Annotated in this window: 14 protein-coding genes, 1 tRNA gene and 2 pseudogenes; 5 read left to right on the forward strand and 12 right to left on the reverse strand. The window is 63.4% G+C overall.

Annotation, left to right across the window (positions count from 1 at the left end):
- From FJ938_RS19975 to FJ938_RS19985, 3 genes are all read left to right on the forward strand, one after another.
- The coding region (locus tag FJ938_RS19975) for an Ig-like domain-containing protein (protein WP_140696615.1) at nt 1-3,673 on the forward strand (3,673 nt) is incomplete at its 5' end.
- A 183-nt stretch (nt 3,674-3,856) separates the two neighbouring features.
- Nucleotides 3,857-5,551, forward strand: coding sequence for a type I secretion system permease/ATPase (locus FJ938_RS19980; RefSeq protein ID WP_140696765.1), 1,695 nt, complete (start codon nt 3,857-3,859; stop codon nt 5,549-5,551).
- Nucleotides 5,552-5,570: 19 nt separating this feature from the next.
- A complete protein-coding gene (locus tag FJ938_RS19985; RefSeq protein WP_140696618.1) occupies nt 5,571-6,908 on the forward strand; it encodes an HlyD family type I secretion periplasmic adaptor subunit in 1,338 nt (445 codons plus the stop codon).
- Here the strand turns inward: FJ938_RS19985 and FJ938_RS19990 are convergent.
- The 5 genes and pseudogenes from FJ938_RS19990 to FJ938_RS20010 all read right to left on the reverse strand — a co-directional run bounded on the left by FJ938_RS19990 (nt 6,884) and on the right by FJ938_RS20010 (nt 9,852).
- Nucleotides 6,884-7,708 (reverse strand): annotated as a pseudogene (locus FJ938_RS19990) (DUF3363 domain-containing protein). The gene FJ938_RS19985 and the pseudogene FJ938_RS19990 sit on opposite strands and share 25 nt — an antisense overlap.
- Nucleotides 7,693-8,406 (reverse strand): CDP-diacylglycerol diphosphatase, encoded by a 714-nt coding sequence (locus FJ938_RS19995; RefSeq protein ID WP_181169146.1) that lies wholly within the window; start codon nt 8,404-8,406, stop codon nt 7,693-7,695. The pseudogene FJ938_RS19990 and the gene FJ938_RS19995 overlap by 16 nt, the downstream one beginning before the upstream one ends.
- Nucleotides 8,407-8,582: 176 nt before the next feature.
- Nucleotides 8,583-8,825 (reverse strand): annotated as a pseudogene (locus FJ938_RS30030) (integrase); the annotation flags it as partial.
- A gap of 147 nt (nt 8,826-8,972) precedes the next feature.
- Nucleotides 8,973-9,049, reverse strand: a tRNA-His gene (locus tag FJ938_RS20005).
- A gap of 344 nt (nt 9,050-9,393) precedes the next feature.
- Complete coding sequence (locus tag FJ938_RS20010) at nt 9,394-9,852, reverse strand: phasin (RefSeq protein WP_140696623.1); 459 nt, start codon at nt 9,850-9,852, stop codon at nt 9,394-9,396.
- Between the two features lie 249 nt (nt 9,853-10,101).
- On the opposite strand from FJ938_RS20010, the gene FJ938_RS20015 reads away from it, so the two are divergent.
- On the forward strand, nt 10,102-13,986 hold the full coding sequence (locus FJ938_RS20015; RefSeq protein WP_140696626.1) for a PAS domain S-box protein: 3,885 nt from the start codon (nt 10,102-10,104) through the stop codon (nt 13,984-13,986).
- A gap of 245 nt (nt 13,987-14,231) precedes the next feature.
- Here FJ938_RS20015 and FJ938_RS20020 read toward each other — a convergent pair whose 3' ends face one another.
- Complete coding sequence (locus FJ938_RS20020) at nt 14,232-16,202, reverse strand: acetoacetate--CoA ligase (RefSeq protein ID WP_140696631.1); 1,971 nt, start codon at nt 16,200-16,202, stop codon at nt 14,232-14,234.
- A 277-nt stretch (nt 16,203-16,479) separates the two neighbouring features.
- Between FJ938_RS20020 and FJ938_RS20025 the strand changes: the two genes are divergently transcribed.
- The gene (locus FJ938_RS20025) at nt 16,480-18,330 is read left to right on the forward strand and encodes an AsmA family protein (RefSeq protein ID WP_140696634.1); all 1,851 of its coding nucleotides are present in this window, start codon (nt 16,480-16,482) and stop codon (nt 18,328-18,330) included.
- A 123-nt stretch (nt 18,331-18,453) separates the two neighbouring features.
- On the opposite strand, the gene FJ938_RS20030 is transcribed toward FJ938_RS20025, so the two are convergent.
- From FJ938_RS20030 to FJ938_RS20055, 6 genes are all read right to left on the reverse strand, one after another.
- Nucleotides 18,454-19,272: an ABC transporter permease subunit gene (locus tag FJ938_RS20030; protein WP_140696637.1), complete on the reverse strand. Its 819-nt coding sequence runs from the start codon at nt 19,270-19,272 to the stop codon at nt 18,454-18,456.
- Nucleotides 19,269-20,237, reverse strand: coding sequence for an ABC transporter permease subunit (locus FJ938_RS20035; RefSeq protein ID WP_140696640.1), 969 nt, complete (start codon nt 20,235-20,237; stop codon nt 19,269-19,271). The genes FJ938_RS20030 and FJ938_RS20035 overlap by 4 nt, the downstream gene beginning before the upstream one ends.
- Nucleotides 20,238-20,246: 9 nt before the next feature.
- The gene (locus tag FJ938_RS20040; RefSeq protein WP_140696643.1) at nt 20,247-21,386 is read right to left on the reverse strand and encodes an ABC transporter ATP-binding protein; all 1,140 of its coding nucleotides are present in this window, start codon (nt 21,384-21,386) and stop codon (nt 20,247-20,249) included.
- A 75-nt stretch (nt 21,387-21,461) separates the two neighbouring features.
- Nucleotides 21,462-22,559, reverse strand: coding sequence for a polyamine ABC transporter substrate-binding protein (locus FJ938_RS20045; protein ID WP_140696768.1), 1,098 nt, complete (start codon nt 22,557-22,559; stop codon nt 21,462-21,464).
- 325 nt (nt 22,560-22,884) lie between these two features.
- A complete protein-coding gene (locus FJ938_RS20050; protein WP_140696646.1) occupies nt 22,885-23,838 on the reverse strand; it encodes a DMT family transporter in 954 nt (317 codons plus the stop codon).
- Nucleotides 23,839-23,990: 152 nt separating this feature from the next.
- On the reverse strand, nt 23,991-25,436 hold the full coding sequence (locus tag FJ938_RS20055; RefSeq protein ID WP_140696649.1) for an XRE family transcriptional regulator: 1,446 nt from the start codon (nt 25,434-25,436) through the stop codon (nt 23,991-23,993).
- Nucleotides 25,437-25,493: the final 57 nt, after the last annotated feature.

Here is a 25,493-nt window from a genome sequence, read left to right on the forward strand (position 1 = left end):
CGTTTCCGATGTCGCCGGCAACCCGGCGACGCAGGCGACGCATTCGCTCGCCGTCGACGAGACCGCGCCGACCATCACGATCAGCCAGATCGCCGGCGACGATATCCTCAACGCGCTGGAAGCCCAGTCGCCGCTCGCGATCAGCGGCACCACCTCCGGCGTCGACGACGGCCAGCACGTCACCGTCAGCCTCAACGGCCACAGCTACGACGCCGTCGTCACCAGCAACGCCTGGACCGCGACCGTTCCGGCCGCCGCTCTCACCCACATCGCGCTGGCCGACGGCAGCTACCAGGTGACCGCCGACGTTTCCGATGTCGCCGGCAACCCGGCGACGCAGGCGACGCATTCGCTCGCCGTCGACGAGACCGCGCCGACCATCACCAGCGAAGCGATCACCAGCGCGACGGGGATCCAGAACAGCTATCTGAACGCCGGCGACGTGGTGAGCGTGACGGTGGCGCTCAGCGAGAGCGTGACGGTCACGGGTACGCCGCAGCTGGCGCTCAACATCGGTGGTACCACGGTGCAGGCCAACTACTCGTCGGGCAGCGGCAGCAGCTCGCTGGTGTTCACCTACACCACCCAGTCGGGCCAGACCGATACCAACGGCATCAGCATAGACGCCAACGCGCTCAGCCTGAACGGCGGCACGATCAAGGATGCGGCCGGCAACAGCGCGACCTTGACGGCCACCTCGGTGACCGACAACGCCAGCTACAAGGTGGATACAATTGCGCCGACGATTGCGATCACGAGCCCGATCGCGGGCGACAACACCGTCAATAAGACTGAGGCGGCGACGGGCTTGACGATCAACGGCACGGCCTCGGATGGCGGTTCCGGCGTGAACGGCCAGATTGCAACGATCACGATCGTCGACGGCTCGAACAACGTGAAGGACACCTATACGGCGACGGTGTCGAGCGGGGTCTGGTCGGTCAACGTCAGCGCGACCGATGCGCAGGCTTTGGCTGACGGCAGCTACACGGTCAAGGCCAATGTCGCGGACGCAGCAGGCAACGCCGCGACGACGGCGACCCAGGCGATCTCGGTCGATGAGACCGCGCCGACCGCGGCTGCGGCGGTGACGGCGCTGAGCGCCGACACCGGCAGCTCGGCGACCGACTTCATCACCAGCATGGCATCGCAGACGGTGAGCGGCACCTACTCCGGCACGCTCGGTGCGGGCGAGACGATCCAGGTCAGCGCCGACGGCGGTGCCACCTGGGTAACGGCGAGCGCCAGCGGCGGGGCCTTCTCGGCGTCCGGCGTGACGCTGTCGTCTGGTCCCAACATCTTGTCGGTGCGCACGATCGACCAGGCGGGCAACACGACCGCCGGCACCGGCCACGGCTACACGCTGGACCAGACCGCGCCGGGCGCGGCTGCGGCGGTGGCGGCGCTGAGCGCCGATACCGGCAGCTCGGGGACCGACTTCATCACCAGCACGGCATCGCAGACGGTGAGCGGCACCTACACCGGCACGCTCAGTGCGGGCGAGACGATCCAGGTCAGCGCCAACGGCGGCGCCACCTGGGTGACGGCGAGCGCCAGTGCCGGGACCTTCTCGGCGTCCGGCGTGACGCTGTCGTCTGGCACCAACACCCTGTCGGTGCGCACGATCGACCAGGCGGGCAACACGACCGCCGGCACCGGCCACGGCTATACGCTGGACCAGACGGCATCTGCGCCGTCTGCGCCCGACATGACGGCGGCAACGGACACCGGTTCGTCGAGCATTGACAACCTCACCAATGTGACCACGCCGACCCTCACCGGCATTGGGGCGGAGGTGGGTGCAACGGTGACGTTGTTCGATACCAACGGTACCACTGTCCTTGGTACGGGGACAGCGGACGCCAGCGGCAACTGGTCGATCACCAGCTCGATCTTGTCAAGTGGCAGTCACACGCTGACGGCCAAGCAGACCGATGTCGCCGGCAACACCAGCGTGGCTTCGGCCGGCCTGGCGGTCACGATCGATGCTACGCCACCTGCGACGCTTAGCTGGAGCTACAACAACGGGAAAAGCAAGCTCACTGCCACTACGGACAATGCTGACGTTTGGAAGGTTACGGTTCATGACAACGATACTAATACTGATTACAATGCATCGTTCCAAAGCGCCGGAACCTGGACACTATCGCAGGCGGGTTTAAATGGGCATAGCTTGGTCGTTACAGAGTACGACAATGCCGGGAATACGAGGGTAAGTACGAGTACTGCCCCCGCGGGAATATCGGGAACGTCTACGAATCTGGGCATGTTCTCTTTTGCTGGACAGTCAGGTTCTGCAACCGAAGTGACTGTGACGGGCCTTCCAACCAATTGGACCTTGAATGCTGGAGTCCAAAACGCTGATGGATCGTGGTCAATCGTAACCAACGACGTCGGATCATTGAGCGTCACGTCCGCTGCTGGGTACGTCGGCGCTGTTGTGCTCAAGGTGACAGAGACATGGGTTAATGCAGACGGGACCCAAACTTCGGCCAACGTTGCCGACAATTTTGAATCGTTTGCTCCTGGAGGCCCCATCTTCGCCTGGTCCGGTGACGACGTGCTGACCGGCTCGAACGGCAACGATCTTTTCGTCTTCTCGCAGCCGATCGGCAACGACATGGTGCATAGCTTCGACACCGCCGCGGACAAGATCGACCTGATCGGCTATTCCGGCTTCCAGAGCTTCGCCGACGTCCAGGCCCACATGGCCGACGACGGCAACGGCAATGCGGTGATCACGCTCGGCGACGGACAGTCGATCACGCTGGACGGCATCCACTCGAGTGCGCTCACGGACGGCAATTTCGTCTTCGACCAGACGCCGGTGGTCAATAACGCCGGCACCATGACGATCGGCGACGGCGCCATGCTGCCGCTGAGCGGCACGATCAACAACAGCGGGCTCATCTCGCTCGACTCTGCAGGCAGCGACACGCTGCTGCAGCTCATTCAGCACGGCATCACCCTGCAGGGCGGGGGCCAGATCGTCCTGTCCGACAGCGACTCGAACATTATCTCCGGCACTGGCGCGGACGTCACCCTGACCAATGTCGACAATACCATCTCCGGCGCGGGCCAACTGGGCGGCGGCCTGTTGTCCCTGAACAACCAGGGGACGATCATCGCCACCGGCACCCACGCGCTGGTCATCGACACGGGCGCCAACACCACCGTCAACTCGGGAACGCTGGAAGCGACGGGTTCCGGCGGCCTGACGATCACCGGCACGCTCGCCAATTCCGGGCTGCTCTGGGCCAATGGCGGCAACATCACGATCGAGGGCCAGGTCACGGGCACCGGCGAAGCCACGATTGGCAACCTGTCGAAGCTGGAATTCGGCGCAGCCTCATCGACGGATGTGACCTTCGCGCAGAATGCCGCTGGCACGCTGCAGCTCGATGATTCCTTCGACTTCAGCGGCAGGATTGGCGGCATCACCAACGACGACAAGATCGACCTCGGCGACATCCTGTTCGGCGCTGGAACGTCCGCGGCCTATCAGGCGGACTCGAACGGCAGTGGAGGGACGTTGACCGTGACTGACGGTGCTCACAATGCCACGCTTCACCTCCTCGGCATCTTCGATGCGCATAACTTCACGCTTGTCGACGACGGGGCCGGCAGGACGGTGGTTCAGTATGGCCTGACGGCGAGCGGTGTCGTAGCGTGAACCTGAAGGTGAGCCGCAAACACACGCGGCTCACCTCCGGTCGGAGGGTCGCAGATTCAGCTTACGAATTAAGGTTTACGGCAGGAAAAAGAACCGACTGGGTGGCCGTTTGAAGGATCTGGAGTAGCATCGGTTCTGCGCGTGCAATTGGACAGGGGGCGGTTCTCCGCTGGGTCATTGAGTCTGAACAGCAAAAGCAAGATCGTAAAGGACGCGCTGCTGGCGTGCCGCCACTATTTCCTGGTCGCGGCAGGGTTCAGCCTAGCGATCAACCTGCTCTACCTGGCCTCGCCGCTCTATATGCTGCAGGTCTATGATCGGGTGGTCACCAGCGGCAGCGAAACGACGCTGCTGATGCTCACGATCGTGCTGCTGGCGGCCTTCCTTGCGCTAGCCGGCCTCGATCTGGTGCGCGCCAGGATCCTGACCCGCGCCAGCGCACGCCTCGATCGGTTGCTTTCTGCGAAGGTCGTCGCCAACTCGCTCGAAGCCTCCTCGCCGGGCTCATCGCAGAGCCAGCCGATCCGCGACTTCGATACGTTCCGGCAGGTCATTACCGGCAGCGGTGTCCATGCGCTGCTCGACCTGCCCTGGTCGCCCATCTACATCGCCATCATCTTCTTGCTGCACCCCTGGCTGGGATTCTTCGCGCTCGGCTCATCGCTGCTGCTTGTTGCAATGGCGGTAAGCAACGAATATCTGGTGCGCGGGCCGCTGAAGCAGGCCAACGACCTGGCAACCGCCAACTACGCCTTCACCGAAATGAGCCTCAGGAACGCGGAAGTCGTCCGCGCCATGGGCATGCTCGACGGCCTCATCCGCCGCTGGGAACGCGATCGACACCTGGCGCTTCGGCGTCAGGCGGACGCTAGCGACCGCGCCGCCTTGATGTCCGGACTGATCAGGTTTCTTCGGCTGACCATGCAGTCGCTCATCCTCGGCCTTGGCGCCTATCTGGTCATCGAACGGCAAACCAGCGGCGGTTCCATTTTCGCGGCAAGCCTTCTTCTGGGCCGGGGTCTCCAGCCCGTCGAGCAGATCGTCGGCGTGTGGCGCAGCCTTGTCCTGGCGCGCGGTGCGCTGGCGAGGGTTCGCAAGCTGGTCGATAGCGATACGCGCAACGACCGTTCGTTCAATCTGCCGAAGCCAACAGGCAAGATCTCGGTTGAGCAGGTGAGCTACGCGCTGCCCAGCCTGCAGAAGATTCTGCTGCGGGACATCTCGTTCCGGCTCGAGGCCGGCGAGGCGCTCGGAATCATCGGCCCCTCGGGCGCGGGCAAATCCACCCTCGCACGACACCTGGCTGGCATCATGCAGCCCAGTCGTGGAACCGTCAGACTGGACGGCGCCGACATGACGCACTGGGGTCGCGACGCGCTCGGCGACCATATCGGCTACCTGCCGCAGGACATCGAGCTCTTCTCCGACACGGTCGCCGCCAATATCGGGCGCTTCAAGACCAATGTCGACCAGGAGGTGATCGAGGCCGCCCGCTTGGCCGGGGTGCATGACATGATCATCCGCCTCCCGCAGGGTTACGAGACGCAGATCGGCGAGGGCGGCGCCGTTCTGTCGGGCGGCTACCGGCAGCGTATTGCGCTTGCGCGGGCGGTGTTTGGAACGCCGAACCTGATCATTCTCGACGAGCCGAGCTCCAATCTCGACGCGGACGGCGACCGCGCGCTGAGCGAATGCGCGATTGAGCTCAAGCGCCGCGGCAGCACAGTGATCATCGTGTCGCACCGGCCCTCGACGATCGCGAATGTCGACAAAATCCTTCTGTTACGTGACGGCGCCGTCGAAGCCTTCGGCATGCGGAACGAGATCGTGGCGCTGCTCAACCAGCGCGCGGCTCCGATCGGAGTGGCAACGCAATGAGCCGGGTCAGGAGAGATCGTTGAGCGATGGCGCCTTCATATATCGCAGCCTGCCTGGCGAAACCGGCCCCACCGCCTCGGATTCGATTAAGGCGCCGACTCTCGTAGGCGTTTTGATCATAGTTGCCTTTTTCGGCATTTTCGGCGGCTGGGCCGCCATTGCGCCGCTGAACGGCGCGGTGCTCGCGGACGCGGTCGTCAAGGTGGAGGGGAACCGCAAGAGCGTCCAGCACTTCGATGGCGGCACGGTGAAGGAGATACACGTCAAGGACGGCGACATCGTCAAGACCGGCGACATATTGCTGGTGCTGGACGACACGAAGAACCGGTCCGAGTTCAACCTCTATTCCCAGCAATATGCTTTGTTGCGCGCGACGGATGCCCGCATCCGCGCGGAGCTGGACGGCAAGGAGGCGGTCGCTTTCCCGAAGGACGTCACGGTCGAGCATCAGGTGTTTCTGCAGGACGCGATGGCCAGCCAGATCGCCGATCTCGAAAACCAGCGCGCCTCGATGGCAGGCGCCCGACAGATTCTGCAGAAGCGGATCGCAGAACTCGATGAGCAGATCGACGGCAAGCAGGGGCGCGTCGAATCCTATCGCGCGCAGCTCAAATCAACCGCCGACGAGAAGGTGGACCTCAATAAGCTGCTGAAGGCCGGGCTGACGACGCGCACGCGCATCCTTGAGCTCGACCGCTCCGCGTCCGAACTGCAGGGCCTGATCGACCAGGCTCTCGGCGAGATCGCGGGGAATCGCCAGAACAAGGCCGAGCTCGAGAGCCAGATCGCACAGCTTACCAACGAACGGCGCGCCAAGCTCTCGGCAATGCTGATCGACACGCAATCGCAATTGACAGATCTTGTGCCCAAAATGTTTGCGAGTCATGCCGCCGTGGATCGCGCCGTGGTCCGCGCGCCCTATGACGGCCAGGTGATGAACCTCAGCGTCTTTTCAACTGGCGCAGTCGTTGCCCCCGGGCAGACGATCCTCGACATCGTGCCGACGCGGAACTCGCTGGTCGTCCAGGCGCAGGTTCGCGTCGAGGACATATCAAGCCTGCGATCCGACATGATGGCGGAAGTGCGATTTACATCTTACAAGCAGCGTTCCATACCGGTCATCCACGGACGCGTCACCCGTATTTCGGCGGATCGCGTCACCGACAGCAAAACCGGATTCCCCTACTACGTTGCCGATGTTGTGGTCGATCCGGCCGAACTGGCCGCAGCCCCGCAGATCGCGCTCTATCCGGGGATGCCGGCCTCAGTGATGATAGTTACCGAGGAGCGCACCGCTCTCGACTATATCCTGAGCCCGCTTCTTGCGTCGGTTCATTCCTCCTTCCGCCAGAAGTAAAGTGTGCTGCGCCAAGTCTTGTCGTGCGCTCTCACAATCCCAATCCCCGCTCCATCACGAGCGATCCCGGTTAAGTGCTGTCCAATGCGCCTGTCGAGGGTCGGCTGCCAAGGCACTAGCTGGAAGCCCACTCCGCCGTCGATCATGGCAAAGCGGCCGGAGGCGGGGTCGGCGCCGGCAAGCCGGCCGCCGACATATTCCCCGGGGCTTGGCTTGAATGAAGCTCAACCCGCGCTCGGCCGCCATCCTACGGCCGACGCGGGCGATCTCGGCCTGTTCAAGGCGTGAAGCAGGTCGCGCGGGGCGCGGACGCCGCCCTCGGCCGATCGGGTGACGTAGCCCATATCGATGAGGTTTTGCAGGCGTCCGTCGAGGCATGCGGCCACCTCCCGGCCGAAGCCTGCCTGTGCCAGCGAGGTCCGGTTTGGCGAGGCCAGTTCCGGGTCGAGCCAAGTCGCGCCGTCGCTTGTCACCTGGCTGTCGAGGTCGAGGAAGGAAAGCGTACGGACAATGAAGTCCTTGCCGTGGCTGCGGGTGTCGTAGGTAGCACCGCGATCGGCGATGTCATTCGGGATCTTCCAATGGTCGGCATCGAGGCGCTCGACAATGCTGGCGCGCCGCAACGCTTCGAGCCGCGCACGTGCGCGGATGGACCAATTCGCCTGTTGAGCAGAAACGAATGCACTTCTTATCATGCTCGATCGCCAGTACGCCAATCGCCGTGGCGGAGCAAACGCGGGTGAGAACAGGAGCGCGCAGCCGTTCCCGTCGCCGATGTCAGATTTTAGCGCGACGTGCATCTGTGATCGAGGAGGCGCTCGCCCGCCTTTTCCCAATTCGCCAAAATGTAGAAGCCCGGCCTCGCATCAGCGAGCGTTGCACCGGCGACGATGACATTTAAGTGAGACATGGCGCGTTGCCCGTGAGGCAATCCAGCAACAACAAGACCGATTACGTTGGCAGTTCGCAGATCAGGCTCGTCGAGCGCCATTATCCAATAGGGACGCCGCTTCAATATCACAGGAAACGGTTGCCAAGGCGCGCCTGTCTTCGGACCGTTCAGAGCGAGCGTCGTTTCTACCGATTTCGACAAGCAATCGACGTGGATGTGCAACTGGTCCTGAGACCGCTCGTTCCGAGAATTGACTGCCAGGCCTATGGCCGATCGTGGCAGGCGACGTCCAAGTTGCGCTTCAACTTTCCGTCGCGCCTCCCATGCCGCGCTCCAAAGCTGGGCGCCGGCAATGGATTGGGCAAGTGGGCTCTCCAAGCCCGCAACCGCCGAAATTGGGGTCAGCACAAACTCGGTTCGGTGCAGCGGTGATTTGATGAGGGCCGATCCAAACGTCCCATCCTTGGGCAGGGTCACCTCCTCGCAGGGAAAGGCTGTCCCGAGACGTACAGTTGTGAGGGCGCAGGTCTGCACCGTCTCCCACAATACCTTTCGTTTGAAGGAAGCGAAGGCGGCGGTAGCCGACACTGCGACCAGCAATGTCACCACTAGCCGAAGCCCCCTATTTCCGCCGAAGGCCGCCATTGCTTATCAAACCTGTGCCGATCAGGCGAGCATCTCTGAACCGTGGCCCAGGTCATCATACGATCGCAGGGCGCGTGGGGTGAATTTGATGCTGGCCCGGCTTTGCTGACTTGGCCGCACCAGGGGCACCTTGCGCACGATGAAGCGGTCTTGATCTCGCGCGGATCATTAGGGTCGTCGCGTGGCTCGATCGAAATGTGCGGCACTTCATGATCGAGATGGATGACGCCTAAGTGGAGGTTGGCGAGTTCGCTTGGCCTGGCACCCGTTTCCGCAAAGGCAAGCACGATACCTCGTGCCTCATCATTGAGCGTCGCCAGCGCGCCAGGTGCAAATATCTTGTCGCGAATCCAGTCGGTTGGAAATGGAGGCCGAGAGCGGTCAGGGTCTTGCTCTTCGCGGCGTCTTCCCATGTCTTGAACGTACCATTTGTAGCACAATAGGTAGCGGAAAAGTTCAAAATGGGGCAATGCCCTCGTCAAAATCGGAGGATTTATCCAACGAAATCAGTTACTTAGATGCGCCGATGGTACCGTTGGCTGGGATCGAACCAGCGACCTCCGGATCCACAATCCGGCGCTCTAACCAGCTGAGCTACAACGGCACACTTGCCTGAGCAAATCCCTGCAGGAATCCCGTCCCACTTGATCCGCTCTGTCGTTCGGCGATGCGTCCTTACGGGCTTATGGATTTTAATTCAAGGCTTTTGCAAAGCAAAGACCACTTCCCCACAGCGGCACTACGTGCACAAGGCAAAGAAAAAGGCCGGCGGGAGGAGGTGCCGGCCTTTTCCTGTTACGAGCCAGCGGGAGGAGGTGCTGGCTGGTCACCCGGAGGTGGAGGGAGGAGGTTCCACCCGCCGGGTATTCGTTGATGGCTGCCATCATACGCTTGATCATATCCGGGGAAATGCGTCCTTTCGTTGCATTTTCCGATCACGCGCAACTATCAGGCAGCCTTAATGTCCTTCACGGCCTTCTCGAAGGCGGTCTTGATCGGCTTGGAGACGTCCTCGGCCGCCTTGGAGGCGACGGCCTGGAAGTCCTTGGTCTGCTCGACGGTCATCTCGACGCGCTTGCGCAGGAAGGCGGTCTGCAGCTCGACGACTTCCGACAGCGACTTGGCGCCAATCAGGGCTTCGAGGTGCGAAAAGCCGGCTTCGGCGTTGGCGCGCAGCGCGGCGATTGTCTTGAGCGACAGGTCGCTCGAAACGGTCTTGGCGGTCTCGTAAGTCGACTCCAGGGCCTTCTGGGTCTCCTCGGCGCCGGTCTTAAGCTTGGCATAGGCCTCTTTCGACTGCTCAACGCCCTTTTCGGCGAAAGCGCGCATCTGGTCGGTGGCCTTGGAAGCATCGAAGCTCGGGAATTCAACGTTTTCGATCGTCTCGGCGGTCTTGGTCCTGGACATTTTCCATCCTTTTTCAGCGGCAGCGGCTTTGACAGAAAGCCGTCTCGTTCATCTATGGTGGCAATATAAAGGCATTTTTTGTGCGTTGCAATATCTTTGTTGCACTGCACAAAAAGATTCTTTCGGCCGTTAACCAAAAGCCCAAATTCCAGCCTTTGCACGTTCTGGCTTGTGGACCTTCGCGCCTGCGGCTTTTATTAACAAAGCGTTAACTGCAAATTCGCCGCTCCGTGAGGGTCCGCCAAGCGCATGCCGTCCGAATACTCCTTCCTCGACGTCGCCGTGCTCGACGCGGTCCGCGAGCGGTTTGCCGCCGGGGACGCGATCACTATTCTGTCGGTCGACCTGGAGCAGGTGATCTGGGCCAATGGCCCGGGCGCAGCCGTGTTCGGCTACCCCGAAATCGAGGCGATCATCGGCGCCTCGGCGCGGCTGCCGCTGATCGCCCGCCGCCAGGTGATGGCGACCAGCGGCTTTCCTGAGATCGGCAGCGATCGCGCCATCATTGTGCGGCTGGCAACCGGCATGACCAGCCGCGCCGTCGGCTTTCTTGCAAGTGCCGTGACGCTGCCCGATGACGAAAAGGCGATCATGCTGGTGGTGCCGGCGGGACAGACAGGCTCGCGAAGTGTTGCCGAGATCGCCAGCCGGGCGATCAGTGGCTTCACCGAAGACGGTCATTTCATCGCCTTCGTCGATGCCAAGGGCGATGTCGAGGCGGCCTCGGAAGGGTTTTCCGCGCTTGGCATCCAGCCCGCGACGCTGGCGGCCCTGGTGGCCGATGTGGCTGCCGAGGGCGACCGCATCGTCAAGCGCCTGGTTCCGGGCAGCAAGACCTCCTACCCGGCCGGCCTCGCCCGGCTGACGCCGGAGCGGCATCTGCTGGTAGTGATCGACGAGGATCGGCTCGAGGACGCCGACGTCGCAGACGGAACGCCGGCGCACGAGCCTTCCGACGCGGCGGGTGCCCCCGCCGTGCAACCCCGGCCAGATCCGGACAAGGAGCCCGCGGCGGATCCACAGGCAGAAACGGCCAGGCAGGAACCCACCTCTTCTGAAGCCGTCACCGAGAGCGCCCCGAAGCCGACCGACGTTGCGGGCCCAGCCGGACCGGTGGCGGCAAACGGCGACCAGCCGGCGACCGGCGGCACGTCTCCACAGCACGATCATTGGTACTTCCATGCGGGCGAGGACGATCATCGGCCCGAGTCCGCCACGCCGGCCCCGGAGACCGGGACCAGACAGGCCGTCGCCGGAGCTTCGGGGGAAAGGAACGGGCCGGACGGCATCCTGGCCACCTTCCCTTCCGCCTCGACCGCAACCCCGGCCGCCCGCACGATAGGCCGTTCGGCGGCGCCGATGCGCTTCGTCTGGCGCACCGACGCCGAGGGCAGGTTCAGCGCGCTGTCGCCGGAATTCGCAGACATTGTCGGCAAGCCCGCCGCCGATGTGATCGGCCGGCGCTTCAGGGATGTCGCGGCGGCCTTCGGCCTCGACGCGTCGGGCGAGATCGCCGGCCTCCTGGAGCGGCGCGATACGTGGTCGGGCCGTTCCGTGCTGTGGCCAGTCGTCGGCACCGACATGAAGATCCCCGTCGATCTGGCGGCTTTGCCGGTCTATGGCCGCAGCCGCGCCTTCGAAGGCTTCCGCGGCTTCGGCGTTGCCCGTAGTGGCGACGCGGTCGTCGATCCGGAAGCGATCGGCATGGCGCTGGTGCCCAATGGCGAGACGCAGGCTGCGCCAGAACCGCCAGCCGCCGAACCTGCCGCCGAGGAACCGAAGGCCGAGGAGCCCAACGCGGCGGATCCGTTCAAGGGCGAGCTGCCGGCGCTGACCATCGTGCCAAAACCGGAGCGGCGCTTCGCCGACAAGGTCATCCGGCTGGCCGAACACCGGCAGCCAGCCAACGACAAGGGATTGTCGACGCTGGAGCGAAGCGCCTTCCGCGAGATCGGCGAACGGCTGAGGAAGGACAGTTCGCCGGCCGAGCCTCCGCAAGCGGAAAAGCCCGGCACGGATGAAGCGGCGGCCAAGGCGCCCGCTGACCCCCCGGCCGAAATAGCTAAGGTCCCGAAGCCGGAGGCCGAAGCGCCGGCCATGGCGGCAGGCGAGGTTGCGTCGACCCCCGATACAGAACCGGCCGAGCCATCGGAGACCGATGCCGGGGATCAAGAGGACTTGACACGGCTTGACGGTGCGCGGCCAGACGAAGCGACGGATCGGAAGCCCGCCAGCAGCTTGCCCGATCAAGCAGGCTCGCTGCTTGACTATGCCGGCCGGGGTCACGAAGCCGGCCCTGTCGCGGACAATAACGACCAGCCGCGGGTTTCCGACCCAGCGGCGGAACCAAGGACCGCCGAGCTTCTCGCGACCGGCGGCGAACCGATCATTGCCAAAGCCGATGCTGTCGACGATGACAGCATGACGGCGGCCGATTTTCGCGATGCCGAAGACAATGAGGATTGGGCCGACGGCGAGGAAGCCGCCTCGGCCGATGAGCGGGCCGTTGCGCCCGCCGATGCAACCGAAGGCGCAAGCGGCGCCGCCGAGAGCCCGGCTGAACGGCCACGCCTGCAGGTGCCGCCGCTCAAAGCCAGTGGGTTCTTGCCGTCCGCCTTTTCCGTCGGAGACGAAAGCAAGGCTCCGGATACCTTGTTGCTCGGCAAGCTGCCGGTGCCCCTGCTCATCCATTCGGGCGACCAGTTGCACTATGCCAACGAGGAATTCCTGAACCTGACCGGTTACGCCGCGCTCGAGGACCTTGAGGGTGCCGGCGGGCTGGGCGCGCTGTTTGCCGATCCCTATGCGGATGACGGCGCCTCGGACGGCAGCGACCATGCGCTGCGGCTTAGGACGCGCGACGGACACGAATTCCCGATCGACGCCATCCTGCGCTCGGTTCCCTGGTGCGACGGCAAGGCACTGATGCTGGTCGTACGCCGTTCCGGCGAGGACGAGGCGCCGGCGGCCCTGCACGTGGTCGGCGAGCAACAGACGCAGCCCGACATTTCCGAGCTCAAGGCACGCATCGCCGAGATGCGCACCATCATCGACACCGCCACCGACGGCGTCGTGCTGATCGGCAGCGACGGCACCATCCGCTCGATCAGCCGCCCGGCCGAGGCGCTGTTCGGCTTCGATAGCGACGAGGTGACCGGCAAGCCGTTCGCCTCGCTGTTTGCCATCGAAAGCCAGCGCGCGGCGCGCGACTATCTCAGCGGACTGTCCGAGCCCGGCGTGGCGAGCGTCCTGAACGACGGCCGCGAGGTGATCGGACGCGAAGCGCAGGGCCGCTTCATCCCGCTGTTCATGACCATCGGCCGGCTGCCCAACGACAGCGGCTTCTGTGCCGTCGTGCGCGACATCACGCAGTGGAAGCGGGCCGAAGAGGATCTCACCCAAGCGCGTGCGGTGGCCGAGCGCGCCTCCTCGCAAAAGACCGACTTCCTCGCCCGCATCAGCCACGAGATTCGCACGCCGCTCAACGCCATCATCGGCTTTTCAGAACTGATGGTCGACGAGAAGTTCGGGCCGGTCGCCAATGACCGCTACCGCGACTATCTGCGCGACATCAACCGCTCGGGCAACCATGTGCTTGATCTGGTCAACGACCTCCTGGATATCTCCAAGATCGAGGCCGGCCAGCAGGAGATGGCTTACGAGGCCGTTTCGCTCAACGACACGCTGGCCGAGACGGTGGCTATGATGCAGCCGCAGGCCAACCGCGAACGCGTCATCATCCGCTCCAGCTTCGCCTCGCGGCTGCCGGAAGTGGTGGCGGACCTGCGCAGCGTGCGCCAGATCGCGCTCAACATCCTGTCGAACGCCATCCGCTACACTCAGGCTGGCGGCCAGGTGATCGTCTCGACCGCCTACGAGACCTCGGGCGACGTCGTGATGCGGGTGCGCGACACCGGCATCGGCATGAGCCCGGCCGAGATCGAGCAGGCGCTGAAACCGTTCAAGCAGATCAATGCCCTGAAGCGTGGCCGCGGCGACGGCACCGGCCTTGGCCTGCCGCTGACCAAGGCGATGGTGGAAGCGAACCGCGCCCGCTTCACCATCAATTCGACGCCTGGCGAAGGCACGCTGGTGGAGGTCGCTTTCCCGTCGACCCGGGTGCTCGCGGAATAGCAACTCCAAAAGAAAAGGCGCCCTGGAGGACGCCTTAAGGATTGGATTGCTGTCACAACGGGGGCTTGAGCGAATTCAGATCCTCTGGGGCCGAGGAACGGGATTTCTCCCTCAAGTTAGGTGCGACTATCGGCGTCGGGCCTTAACAAGTCCTTACCGGCGCCGCGGAAAATTTACGAATGTGTACCACTCGTGAAATCTAGGTAAATTCGCGCGCCATATTTCATTAACCATGCCGGTTGGGCTCATTCGGCAAGCTGTGGCAGGTTCCTGAACAGTTCCAGCGCTTCCGGGTTGGCGAGCGCTTCCTTGTTCTTGATGGCGCGGCCATGCACCACGTCGCGCACGGCAAGTTCGGTGATCTTGCCCGACTTGGTGCGCGGAATGTCTGTGACGGCGACAATCCTGGCCGGGACATGGCGAGGGCTCGCGCCGCCGCGGATCTTGGCGCGGATGCGTTTTTCCAGGTCCTCGTCCAGCTGGACGCCGGCGGCCAGCCGCACGAACAGCACGACGCGCACGTCATTGTCGAAATCCTGGCCGATGCACAGCGCTTCCAGGATCTCCGGCATCTGCTCGACCTGGTTGTAGATCTCGGCCGTGCCGATGCGCACGCCGCCCGGATTGAGCGTGGCGTCGGAGCGGCCATGGATGATCATGCCACCATGAACAGTCCATTCGGCGAAATCGCCATGGCACCAGACATTGTCGAAGCGCTCGAAATAGGCCGCCTGGTACTTCTTGCCGTCGGGATCGTTCCAGAAGCCGATCGGCATGGACGGGAACGCCTTGGTGCAGACCAGTTCGCCCTTCTCCTGCCTGACCGGCTTGCCATCATCATTCCAGACGTCGACGGCAAGGCCAAGGCCGGGGCCCTGGATCTCGCCGGTCCAGACCGGCTGGGTCGGCACGCCGAGCACGAAGCAGGAGACGATGTCGGTGCCGCCGGAAACCGAAGCCAGATGCACGTCCTTCTTGATGCCGTCGTAGACGAAGCGGAAATCCTCGGGCGACAGCGGCGAACCGGTGGAGGAGATGCTGCGCGCGCTCGACAGGTCGTGGCTGCGGATCGGCTTGAGGCCGGCCTTGCGCACGGAATCGATGAATTTGGCCGAGGTGCCGAAAAAGGTCATCTTCTCGGCATCGGCGAAGTCGAACAGAACGTTGCCGTCGGGATAGAAGGGCGAACCGTCGTAAAGCAGCAGTGCGGCACCGGAGGCCAGCCCCGACACCAGCCAGTTCCACATCATCCAGCCGCAGGTGGTGAAATAGAAGAAGCGGTCGCTATCCAAGAGACCGGCATGCAGGCGGTGTTCCTTGACATGCTGGATCAGCGTGCCGCCGGCCGAATGGACGATGCATTTGGGAATGCCGGTGGTTCCCGATGAAAACAGGATGTAGAGCGGATGCGCGAATGGCAGCCGCTCGAAGGTGACGGCATTCGCGGCGAAGGGCGACAGCGCCTCTTCCATCGCCACGGCCTTGTCGATTGTATCAGCCACATCGGCCGAGGTGCCGAGATAGTCGACGAGCAGAACCTTGCGGACACTGCCAAGCTTGGCCGCGACCGCCGCGACCTTGTCGGCAACCTCGATCGCCTTGCCATTGTACCAGTAGCCGTCGGGCGCGATGAAGATCACAGGTTCGATCTGGCCGAAGCGGTCGAGCACGCCCTGCTCGCCAAAATCGGGGGAGCAGGATGACCACACCGCGCCGATCGAGGCCGCGGCCAGCATGGCGGCGACAGTTTCAGGCATGTTGGGCATCATCGCGGCGATGCGGTCGCCCTTCTTGACCTTGAGCGAGACGAAAAGCTGCTGCAGGCGCGAGACCAGGCCATGCAGTTCGTTCCATGACAGCCGCCGCTCGACCTTGTCCTCGCCGCGAAAGACGATCGCCTCGGCCGCGCCGGTCTTCTTCAAAAGGTTCTCGGCGAAATTCAGCGACGCATCGGGGAAGAAGGCGGCGCCGGGCATCCTGTCGCCATCGACGAGCACGCGCTCGCCCCCACCGGCGCCCTTGTCGCCTGTGACGTCGCAGAAGTCCCAGACCAGGCTCCAGAATGCCTCGCGATGCTCGATCGACCAGGCATGAAGGTCGGCATAGGAGGCGAATGCAGTGCCGGCTTTCGCCTCCGCGGCCTTCATGAAAGCAGTCAACGGCGAAGCGTCAATCTGGTCTTGCGTCGGGGTCCAGAGTGGTACTTCGGCAGCCATGATCGATCCTCCCAGGGTCGTCATCGCTTATGCATATCGCAGCGCAGCAGAGCAAGATTTTGTTCGGCTGATACCGCCAGGGTGTGCGCAAATGCCATCGCCGGGCCATAAAGACTTGAAATGCGTCAGCCCTAAGTCGTAGTGACGACTGGAAGTCGTAGTGCCGACAGCGAGTCGTAGTGCCGACAGCGAGTCGTGGTAGCGACAGAGAGTCGTGGTAACGACAGCGGTTATACCCGTCGGATGATTTTATCGGAATGGAAGCATACGGGGCGATATGCCATCATCCTTGATCCGCCGCGGAGTATGGGCGATCGGCGCTGCCGTGATCGTCATCGCTCTGGTGGTCGCCGCCCTGCCCCTGATCGCCTCGACGCGCATCGTGCGCGACCGCATCGCCTGGGAGATGAGCGCCTGGAGTGGATTCCGGGTTGCCATTGACGGCTCACCACGCATCGAGGTCTGGCCGAAATTCCGCGCGATCCTGACCGATGTGACGCTGTCAAAGTGGACGGACACCGACGCGCCGCCGGTCGTCGAGGCCGAACGGGTCGAGGTCGACCTCTCGGCCATGGCGGCGTTGCAGGGCGATGTGGCGTTCTCCACGGCGCGGCTGGTGCGGCCGACGATCCGGGTCCAGCGCACGGAAAACGGCCTGTTCCTGCCCACAGCACCGACCGGCGGCCGCATCGCACGCTCCATCGACACCGCCCGCGGCGTCGTCAATGCCAACCCCGCCAAGCCTGACCTCGATAAGCTGCCGGCCGATGCCTTCGGCACGGTCGAGTTCAGGGATGGGCGTATGGTGGCTTCGGTCAACGGCAAGGACGTGGAAATCCTGAGCAGCCTTAATGGCCAGGCCAGTTGGGCGGCGATGAACAGCAATGCGACACTGTCGGCAACCGGGATCTGGCGCGGCGAAAGCGTGACCGTGGATGCCGCTTCCCCGAAGCCGCTGGTGCTGTTTGCCGGCGGCACGGCGCCGCTCACCTTGTCTTTCAAGGCCGCGCCCGCCACCTTCTCCTTCGACGGCATGGCCAGCATGTCAGAGAATGGCTATTTCGACGGCCAGGTGAAGTTCGCAGCACCCTCGCTCCGCCGCGTACTGGAATGGTCGCAGACCGGCATCGCGCCAAGCGCGGCGATCGGCTCCGTCAGCATTTCGAGCAAGGTCACGGCGTCGGCCGGACGCGTCAAATTCGAAAACACCGCGCTGGCGCTGGACAACAACCCCGGTATGGGCGCGCTGGACCTGTCACTTGGCGATGCACAGCCGGTGATCTCCGGCACGCTCGCCTTCGACACGCTCGATCTCAGATCATTCCTGTCCGCCTTCACGCCGCTGGGGCCGGCGAGCGGAGCTGGACCTAGTGATGCCGACACAAGTTTTGCCGACCGGGTCAACCTCGATCTCAGGCTGTCGGCGGCGCATGCCACGGCGGGCGGCATCCAGCTTGCCGATGTGGCCGCCACCGCCCAGGTCAAGGATGGTCTTTCCGTCTTCGACATCTCCGATGCCTCGGCCTTTGGCGGCAACATCCAGAGCAGCCTTCGTTTCGACCGCAAGCCCGAAGGCACCCAGGTCGAGATCCGGCTGCTTGCTTCCGATGTCGATGGCGGCGCGTTCGGCACGGCGGCCGGGATGACCCGGCTGGTGCCGGTCGGCACGGGCACCGTTTCGGTCATCCTCAAGGGACCGGGCAGGACCTGGGATTCCATCTTCGAAAACGCCGACGGCTCGGTGACGGCGACCTTCGGCCCCGGCGCGCTCAGCAAATTCAACCTACCGGCCTTTCTCAAGCATACCGAACAGGGCGGCTTCTTCGCGCTGGACGACGTCTCGGACGGAACGCTGCCGATCGACGGCGCCGAAGTGAAGGCAACCATTTCGAGAGGCGTGGCGAGGCTGGACAAGGCCGAGGCCAATTCGGCGAAATACAAGATCTGGCTTTCCGGAATCGCCTCCTATGCGGGACGCGGGCTGGCGCTGTCCGGCGGCGTCATCCAGCCTGACCAGGCAGCGCAGAAGAACGGCCAGCAGGGGCCGAACCAGTCGTCCTTCTTCGTCGGCGGAACGTGGAGCACGCCGTTCATTTCACCGATAAGCCGTGGCGTCTCTGGCGAATAGGGCAATTCCAGGAAAAGTGCGAAGCGGGTTTCCTGGAATTGCGTCAAAACAAAACAAAAAGTCGGAGCGGTTCGCTTGTTTCCATGAAACGGTGAACGGCTCCAGCCTCGGCTTCCGTCTCCCTCACCCGCGCTGCGCGGCCCGCTCGTCGAGCTGGCGCTGCACTTCACGCCGCTTGTTGGCGATCGAAGCGACGATGACGCCGACCGCGACAACCGCGATCAGGATGGTGCAGGCGGCATTGATCTCCGGCGTCACGCCGAGGCGGACCTGGCTGTAGATCTTCATCGGCAGCGTGGTGGCGCCCGGCCCGGAGGTGAAGCTGGCGATAACCAGATCGTCGAGCGACAGCGTGAAGGCCAGCATCCAGCCGGAGACGATCGCCGGCATGATGACCGGCAGCGTGATCTGGAAGAAGGTCTTCGCCGGCGTGGCGCCGAGATCCATCGCCGCCTCCTCCAGCGAACGGTCGAAAGAAACCAGGCGCGATTGCACAACGACCGCCACGAAGCACATTGTGAGCGTGATGTGAGCCAGCGTCACGGTGAAGAAGCCACGGTCGAGGCCGATAGCAACGAAGAGCAGCAGCAGAGACAGGCCGGTGATCACCTCCGGCATGACGAGCGGCGCAAAGACCATTCCGGAAAACAGCACCCTGCCCCTGAACCGCGTGTAGCGCGTCAGGGTAAGTGCCGCCAGCGTGCCGAGCACGGTCGCCACCGTCGCCGAAATGACACCGACGCGCGCCGTCACCCAAGTGGCGTCCATCAGGCCCTGATTGTGGAACAGCGACACGTACCATTTGGTCGAGAAGCCGCCCCAGACGGTGACGAGCTTGGATTCGTTGAAGGAGAAGACGATGAGCAGCACGATCGGCAGGTACAGGAAAGCAAAACCAAGCACGATCGAGCTGACGTTGAAGCGGCTCCAGGTGGCGTTCATTTATCCTGCTCCTGGGCACGCGCCTGCGCTCGTTGAAAAAGCATGATCGGCACGGTCAGCAGCAACAGCAGGATGACGGCCACGGCCGAAGATACCGGCCAGTCACGGTTGGCGAAGAACTCGCTCCACAAGGTCTTGCCGATCATCAGCGTTTGCGACCCGCCGAGCAGATCGGGGATGACGAACTCGCCGACGGCCGGGATAAAGACCAGCAGGCAGCCGGCAATGACGCCGGGAAGCGACAGCGGGAAGGTTATCTTCCAGAAGGCTGATGTCGGCGGGCAGCCGAGATCCTTGGCCGCCTCGATCAGCGAATAGTCCATCTTTTCCAGCGACGAATAGAGCGGCAGCACCATGAACGGCAGATAGGAATAGACGATGCCGATGAAGATCGCCGTATAGGTGTTGAGGATCACCAGCGGCTGGTTGATGATGTGCAGCGACAAGAGCAGCTGGTTGAGCAGGCCTTCGGGTTTCAGGATGCCGATCCAGGCATAAACGCGGATCAGGAACGACGTCCAGAACGGCAGGATGACCAGCATCAGCAATGTCGGGCGGATGGTAGCCGGCGCACGCGCCATGCCGTAGGCGATGGGGTAGCCGACCAGCAGTGTCAGCACGGTCGAAATGGCGGCGATGATCAGGCTGGTGACATAGGCCTTGAAATAGAGCGCGTCCTGCGTCAGCCAGACATAATTGTCGAAATTCAAGTCACGGAACCCGGCGAAGAAGCCGGAAACGCCGTCGCGGAAGTCGAGCACCGGCGTGTAGGGCGGCATGGCGATCGCGGTCTGCGACAGCGAAATCTTGAAAACGATGACGAAGGGGACGAGGAAGAAGAACAGCAGCCACAAATAGGGGACGATGATAACGAGCCGGTTGACGAAACCGGAGGCCAGCCGTGCCCCGAACGGCTGGCCGGCGGTTGATGGCGCTGCGGCATCGGTGACAGCGATGTTGGACATATCAGCCCCCTACCGTGCCAGGACGACGCCGGCGTCGGGCCGGAAGGACACCCAGGCGCGGTCGTTCCAGGTCAGCGGATCCTCGCTCACGCGCGCCGCGTTCAAGGCACTTGCCCGCACGAGCTGCCCGTCATCCAGCCTGACGTGATAGACGGTCATGTCGCCGAGATAGGCGATGTCGTAGACTTCGCCCTCCAGTGCGTTGACGGCATCGGCCGGCCTCTTCGAAGACACCCTGATCTTCTCCGGCCTGATGGCGAAGATGATGTCGGCGCCTGTCGCGGCGGCGGCGCCATTCTCGACGACGATCTGGGCTCCGGTCGCGCCGGTGATGCGTGTTGTCTTGTCGGTCCGCTCGGCAACCTTGCCTTCGAACATGTTCACGTTGCCAACGAAATGCGCCACGAAGCGCGATGTCGGGGCTTCGTAAACCTCGGCCGGCGTCGCGACCTGCATCACTTCGCCCTTGTCCATGATGGCGATGCGGTCGGCCATGGTCATCGCTTCTTCCTGGTCGTGGGTGACGACGACGAAGGTCAGGCCAAGCTCCTGCTGCAGGTCCATCAGTTCGAACTGGGTTTCCTCGCGCAGCTTCTTGTCGAGCGCGCCGAGCGGCTCGTCGAGCAGCAGCACCTTCGGCCGCTTGGCGACCGAGCGGGCAAGCGCGACGCGCTGGCGCTGGCCACCGGAGAGCTGGTGCGGCTTGCGCTTGGCGAATTGCTCGAGCTTGACCAGCTTCAGCATCTCGGCGACGCGCTTTTCGATATCGGGCTTCGGCATGCCCTCCTGCTTCAGGCCAAAGGCAATGTTGTTCTCCACTGTCATATGCGGGAACAGGGCATAGGACTGGAACATCATGTTGACCGGCCGGCGATAGGGCGGAATGCCGCGCAGATCCTGGCCATCGAGCAGGATGCGCCCGGCCGACGGTTCCTCGAAACCGGCAAGCATCCTGAGCAGCGTCGACTTTCCGCAACCCGACGCGCCGAGCAGTGCAAAGAATTCGCGCTCGAAAATGGTCAGCGACAAATTGTTGACGGCGGTGAAATCACCGAACTTCTTGGTGACGTTGTCGAACTGGATGTATGGCTTGGCGTTCGGGTCGTTCCATGGCGCGAAATCCCTGCGGATGCTGCCAAGCGATTTCATTTCCAACTCCGTGCTTCAAAATTCCCCAAGGAAAGGCGGCCCCAGCAGTTGGCTGCCGGGGCCGTATCCCATGACTTACTGGCCGGTGACGATCTTGGTCCAGGTGCGCGTGATGACGCGCTGGGTCTTGGGATCGTACGGTTTAACAGTGTAGAGCTTCTGCATGGTCGCGGCGTCCGGATAGATCGCAGGGTCGTCCAGGATCGCCTTGTCGATGAACTGCTGCGAAGCCTTGTTGCCGTTGGCATACAGCACAAAGTTCGACGACTTGGCGATGACTTCGGGCTTCATCATGTAGTTGATGAATTCATGCGCCTCGGCGACATGCGGCGCATCGGCCGGTATCGCCATCTGGTCGAACCAAATCTGGGCCCCCTCCTTCGGCACCGAATAGCCGATTTCGACGCCCTGCTTGGCTTCTTGCGCGCGGCTGCGGGCCTGGAACACGTCACCCGAGAAACCAATGGCCATGCAGATATCGCCATTGGCCAAGGCATTGATGTATTCGGAAGAATGGAACTTGCGGATATACGGCCGCACCTTCAGCAGCGCTTCTTCGGCCTTGGCGATGTCGTCGGGCGAAGTGCTGTTCGGATCGAGCCCGAGATATTCCAACGCCGCCGGTATCATGTCGGCTGGCGAGTCCAGCACATAGACGCCGCAATCCTTCAACTTGGCCAGACTCTCGGGGCTGAAGAACGTGTCCCAGCTCTCGATCTTGTCGGTGCCGAGCGCTGCCTGCACCTTCTTGACGTTGTAGCCGATGCCGACCGTGCCCCACATATAGTTGATAGAATACTCGTTGCCGGGATCGTACTTCGCAGTCCGCTCCGTGACGACGTCCCACATGTTGGATAGGTTCGGCAGCTTCGACTTGTCGAGCTTCTGGAAAACGCCCGCCTGGATCTGGCGCGCGAGGAAATTGCCGCTGGGAACGACGACGTCGTAGCCGCTGCCGCCGGCCAGCAGCTTGGTTTCCACGATCTCGTTGGAATCGAAGGTGTCGTAGACGACCTTGATGCCGGTCTGCTTGGTGAAGTCGTCGATGATCGAGCTGTCGATATAGTCCGACCAGTTGAAGACGTTGACGACGCGGTCCTCGGCATGGCTGCCGAGAGTGAAGAGCGTCAGAAATGCCGAGGTCGCCGAAAGCCAGAGCGCTTTGCGGATCATGCCATTCTCCTTTGGTGAGTGTTCCATCGCCGGCTCCTCGCAATATCCGCGCGGCCGGGCATTTGCTTCAGATTATTGAGCTTTCCAGGGGACAACAAGCGCCAATCGGCGCGCCCGACGCGGCCCGGCAATCGTCTCGGACTGGAGGGAATGACGGTGCCGTCAGAAGCTTTCGCCGCCGCGCGGACAGAAATACAGAAATGTGGTCCGGTCTCGATCGGGTTGCCGGGGAGACTTGGCAAGATAGGCCTGTCTTGTTGTTGCCGTGTTCACAGCCTGCCCGGGCGGCAGCAACGTTGTCAATGGCAAAGCATCGGTGGCGGCATCAATTAGGCGACGGCACCCCGGTAACCCCTGCCCGCCGCGGCCGTGCCTGGCGCTTGAATTCAAGCCCGATATGGACAAGCAGTGCCGTGACCACCACCGCGCCGCCAATGATGGTACGCCCGGACGGCACTTCGGAATGGATGAGCCAGACCCATATCGGCCCAAGAATAGGCTCGAATGTGCCGAGCAGCGCCGCGATTGCCGCCGGGATCAGGCGCGCGCCGGTGGCGAAGAAGGCGAGGCCGATGCCGAGATTGACCACGCCGAAAAGGAAGAGAAAACCCATATCGCCGGCCGAGACCGAGAAGGTCGAGGCCTGTGACGCGGCAAAGCCCGCGGCCAGGATCGTGCCGAGACAGGTCGCCGGCGTCATGCGCACGCTGGCGAAGCGCCGGGTGATCACGGTGGCGATCGAGAACATGAATGCGATCAGCAACGCCAGCCCGTCGCCTATGGGCGACACGGCGCCATCGAGCGATTCCGACACCATGATGGCGACGCCGGCGATGACGGCGGCGATCGCCACCCAGGTCACGACACCAACCCGTTCGCGAAACAAAGCCCAGGCAAACAGCGCCGCCAGAAGCGGCACGCCGGCCTGCATCAAAAGGATGTTGGCGACGGTGGTGTAGGCGAGAGCCACGACGAAGGCGGTCGACGCGATGGCGAAGCAGAACCCGACCGCAAGACCGGGCAGGCCCATGTCGCGGAATGATTTCAGCATGCCGCGCCGACCGTCACGCCAGACCATGAAGCAGAGCAGGAAGGCGGCGGCCCACATGGAGCGCCAGAACACCACCGTCCAGCTGTCGCCGGCAGTGATGAAGCGGGCGATTGTGCCGCCGAAACTCCACATCAGCGCCGACAGGAACACCAGCAGGAAGCCGATGCGCTCCTCCCGCTGCGAGGCGGTCGATGCAACAAGGCTCCGTGATGATGCTGCGTCTGTCATGGGCGCGACTGTCGAGCTTTTGTGGACGGGACGATGCGCAAGGGCCAACAAAATATACTCCGTTCGCGTAACGCAAACGCGTGGGCCGGGCGTGATCCAGAGCCCGGCGACGATTGTGGCACCTCACGACCGCTCTATCGGAATCCACCGCGTTACTGGAAGTCGAAGGCACTCAGGCCGGTCACCATCTCGTCGAGGCCGAGCGGACGTGTCACCGGCGGTTCGGCACGCGCCAGACAGCCGACGCGTTCGCAGAGCCGGCAGGCGGGCCCGACAGGCGTCGCCACGACAGTGCCTGGTCCCGACTTCCCGGCAGTCGCGCCGGGCAGTGCCGCGCCATAGACGATGTCGTCGCGAAAGCCGATGTCGCAACCGAGCAGCAGAGCGGTGCGGCGCGGACGCTCGGAGAACGCACCCTGCGGGCCTTCCAGCGTGCGGGCAATGCACAGAAACTCGGCGCCGTCGGGCATTTCCACCGCCTCGACAAAGACCTGGCCGGGTTGGGTGAAGGCGGCATGCACGGGCAGCTTGGGGCAGCCGCCGCCGAAGCGGCTGTGCGGAAAGCCCTGGCTGCCGGCTCTGCGAAAGCGGTTCCCGGCATTGTCGACCTCAAGCATGAAGAACGGCACGCCCGGCGCACCTGGCCGCTGCAGCATGGTGAGCCGGTTCGCCGCCTGCTCGAAGGAGACGCCAAAACGGGAGCGCAGGACGTCGATGTCATAGCGAGCGCGAATGGCGGCAGCGTGAAAGGCCTGATAGGGCATCATCAGTGCATGCGCGGCATAACGGCCGAGCTCGAAACGGGCGAGCCTGCGGGCTTCGTCCGTGCTCAGTTTGAGCGCCTGGATCTCGCCGGCGACCGCGACCGTCATGCGGATCAGGCAGGCCTCCATCGCCACTTCGCGCAACTGGTCGAACGGCGACAGCCGCTCGGACAGGAACAGGCGCTGCGAATGGCGATCATAGCGGCGGCGCCAATTGGGCATGGTGGCGACCGGCAGCACCTTGACCACGATGCCGTATTCGCGCTTCAGCCAGGCCTTGAGCGCACCGAACAGATCGTCACCGGGATCGAGCACCGCAGTGAACGCCTCGGCCTCCTCCTCGAGCGCGGCGAAATGGTTCGGCCGCCGCTCGAAGGTCTCGTGCACCTCGTCGATCGGCAGGCGAGCGCCGGAAAGCGCCGTCGCCCGCCCCTCCCGCGCCAGAAGCTCGTTGAGGTCGGAGAGCCGCTCGGCCTGCTCGCGATAGGCGCGGAACAGTTTTATGACCGCAGCCGAGGCATTGGGCGCCGCCTCCGCAAGCTCGATCAGCTCCTGGTCTCCAGGCAATTCGCCGACCAGCAGCGGATCGGTGAACACCTCCTTCAAGGCTGCGACCGACCCCCTAGCCTCGCCCTGCAGCTCATGCGGGTCGACCTTGTAGACGGATGCCAGCTTAAGGATAAGCTGCACCGTCAGCGGCCGCTGGTTGCGCTCGATCAGGTTGAGATAGGAGGGCGAGATGCCGAGCCCCTCGGCCATCGCCGTCTGGGTCAGGCTCTTGGCATTGCGGATGCGGCGGATGCGCGGTCCGGCGAAAATCTTCTGGTCAGCCATCATCCGTCCTTGACAGGATTTTACACGATACTCGCAACGATCTCACCTTCCTGTTTT

The organism is Mesorhizobium sp. B2-4-14, from assembly GCF_006442155.1.
In the GTDB taxonomy this organism is placed as follows: Bacteria; Pseudomonadota; Alphaproteobacteria; order Rhizobiales; family Rhizobiaceae; genus Mesorhizobium.

Excerpts from the sequence above, each read along its gene's own strand:
- FJ938_RS20030 (WP_140696637.1), bottom strand. The coding sequence starts at position 19,272 with ATGAACGCCACCTGGAGCCGCTTCAACGTCAGCTCGATCGTGCTTGGT.
- FJ938_RS20015 (WP_140696626.1), top strand. The coding sequence starts at position 10,102 with ATGCCGTCCGAATACTCCTTCCTCGACGTCGCCGTGCTCGACGCGGTC.
- FJ938_RS20020 (WP_140696631.1), bottom strand. The coding sequence starts at position 16,202 with ATGGCTGCCGAAGTACCACTCTGGACCCCGACGCAAGACCAGATTGAC.
- FJ938_RS20050 (WP_140696646.1), bottom strand. The coding sequence starts at position 23,838 with ATGACAGACGCAGCATCATCACGGAGCCTTGTTGCATCGACCGCCTCG.
- FJ938_RS20025 (WP_140696634.1), top strand. The coding sequence starts at position 16,480 with ATGCCATCATCCTTGATCCGCCGCGGAGTATGGGCGATCGGCGCTGCC.
- FJ938_RS20040 (WP_140696643.1), bottom strand. The coding sequence starts at position 21,386 with ATGAAATCGCTTGGCAGCATCCGCAGGGATTTCGCGCCATGGAACGAC.
- FJ938_RS20035 (WP_140696640.1), bottom strand. The coding sequence starts at position 20,237 with ATGTCCAACATCGCTGTCACCGATGCCGCAGCGCCATCAACCGCCGGC.
- FJ938_RS20055 (WP_140696649.1), bottom strand. The coding sequence starts at position 25,436 with ATGGCTGACCAGAAGATTTTCGCCGGACCGCGCATCCGCCGCATCCGC.
- FJ938_RS20010 (WP_140696623.1), bottom strand. The coding sequence starts at position 9,852 with ATGTCCAGGACCAAGACCGCCGAGACGATCGAAAACGTTGAATTCCCG.
- FJ938_RS20045 (WP_140696768.1), bottom strand. The coding sequence starts at position 22,559 with ATGATCCGCAAAGCGCTCTGGCTTTCGGCGACCTCGGCATTTCTGACG.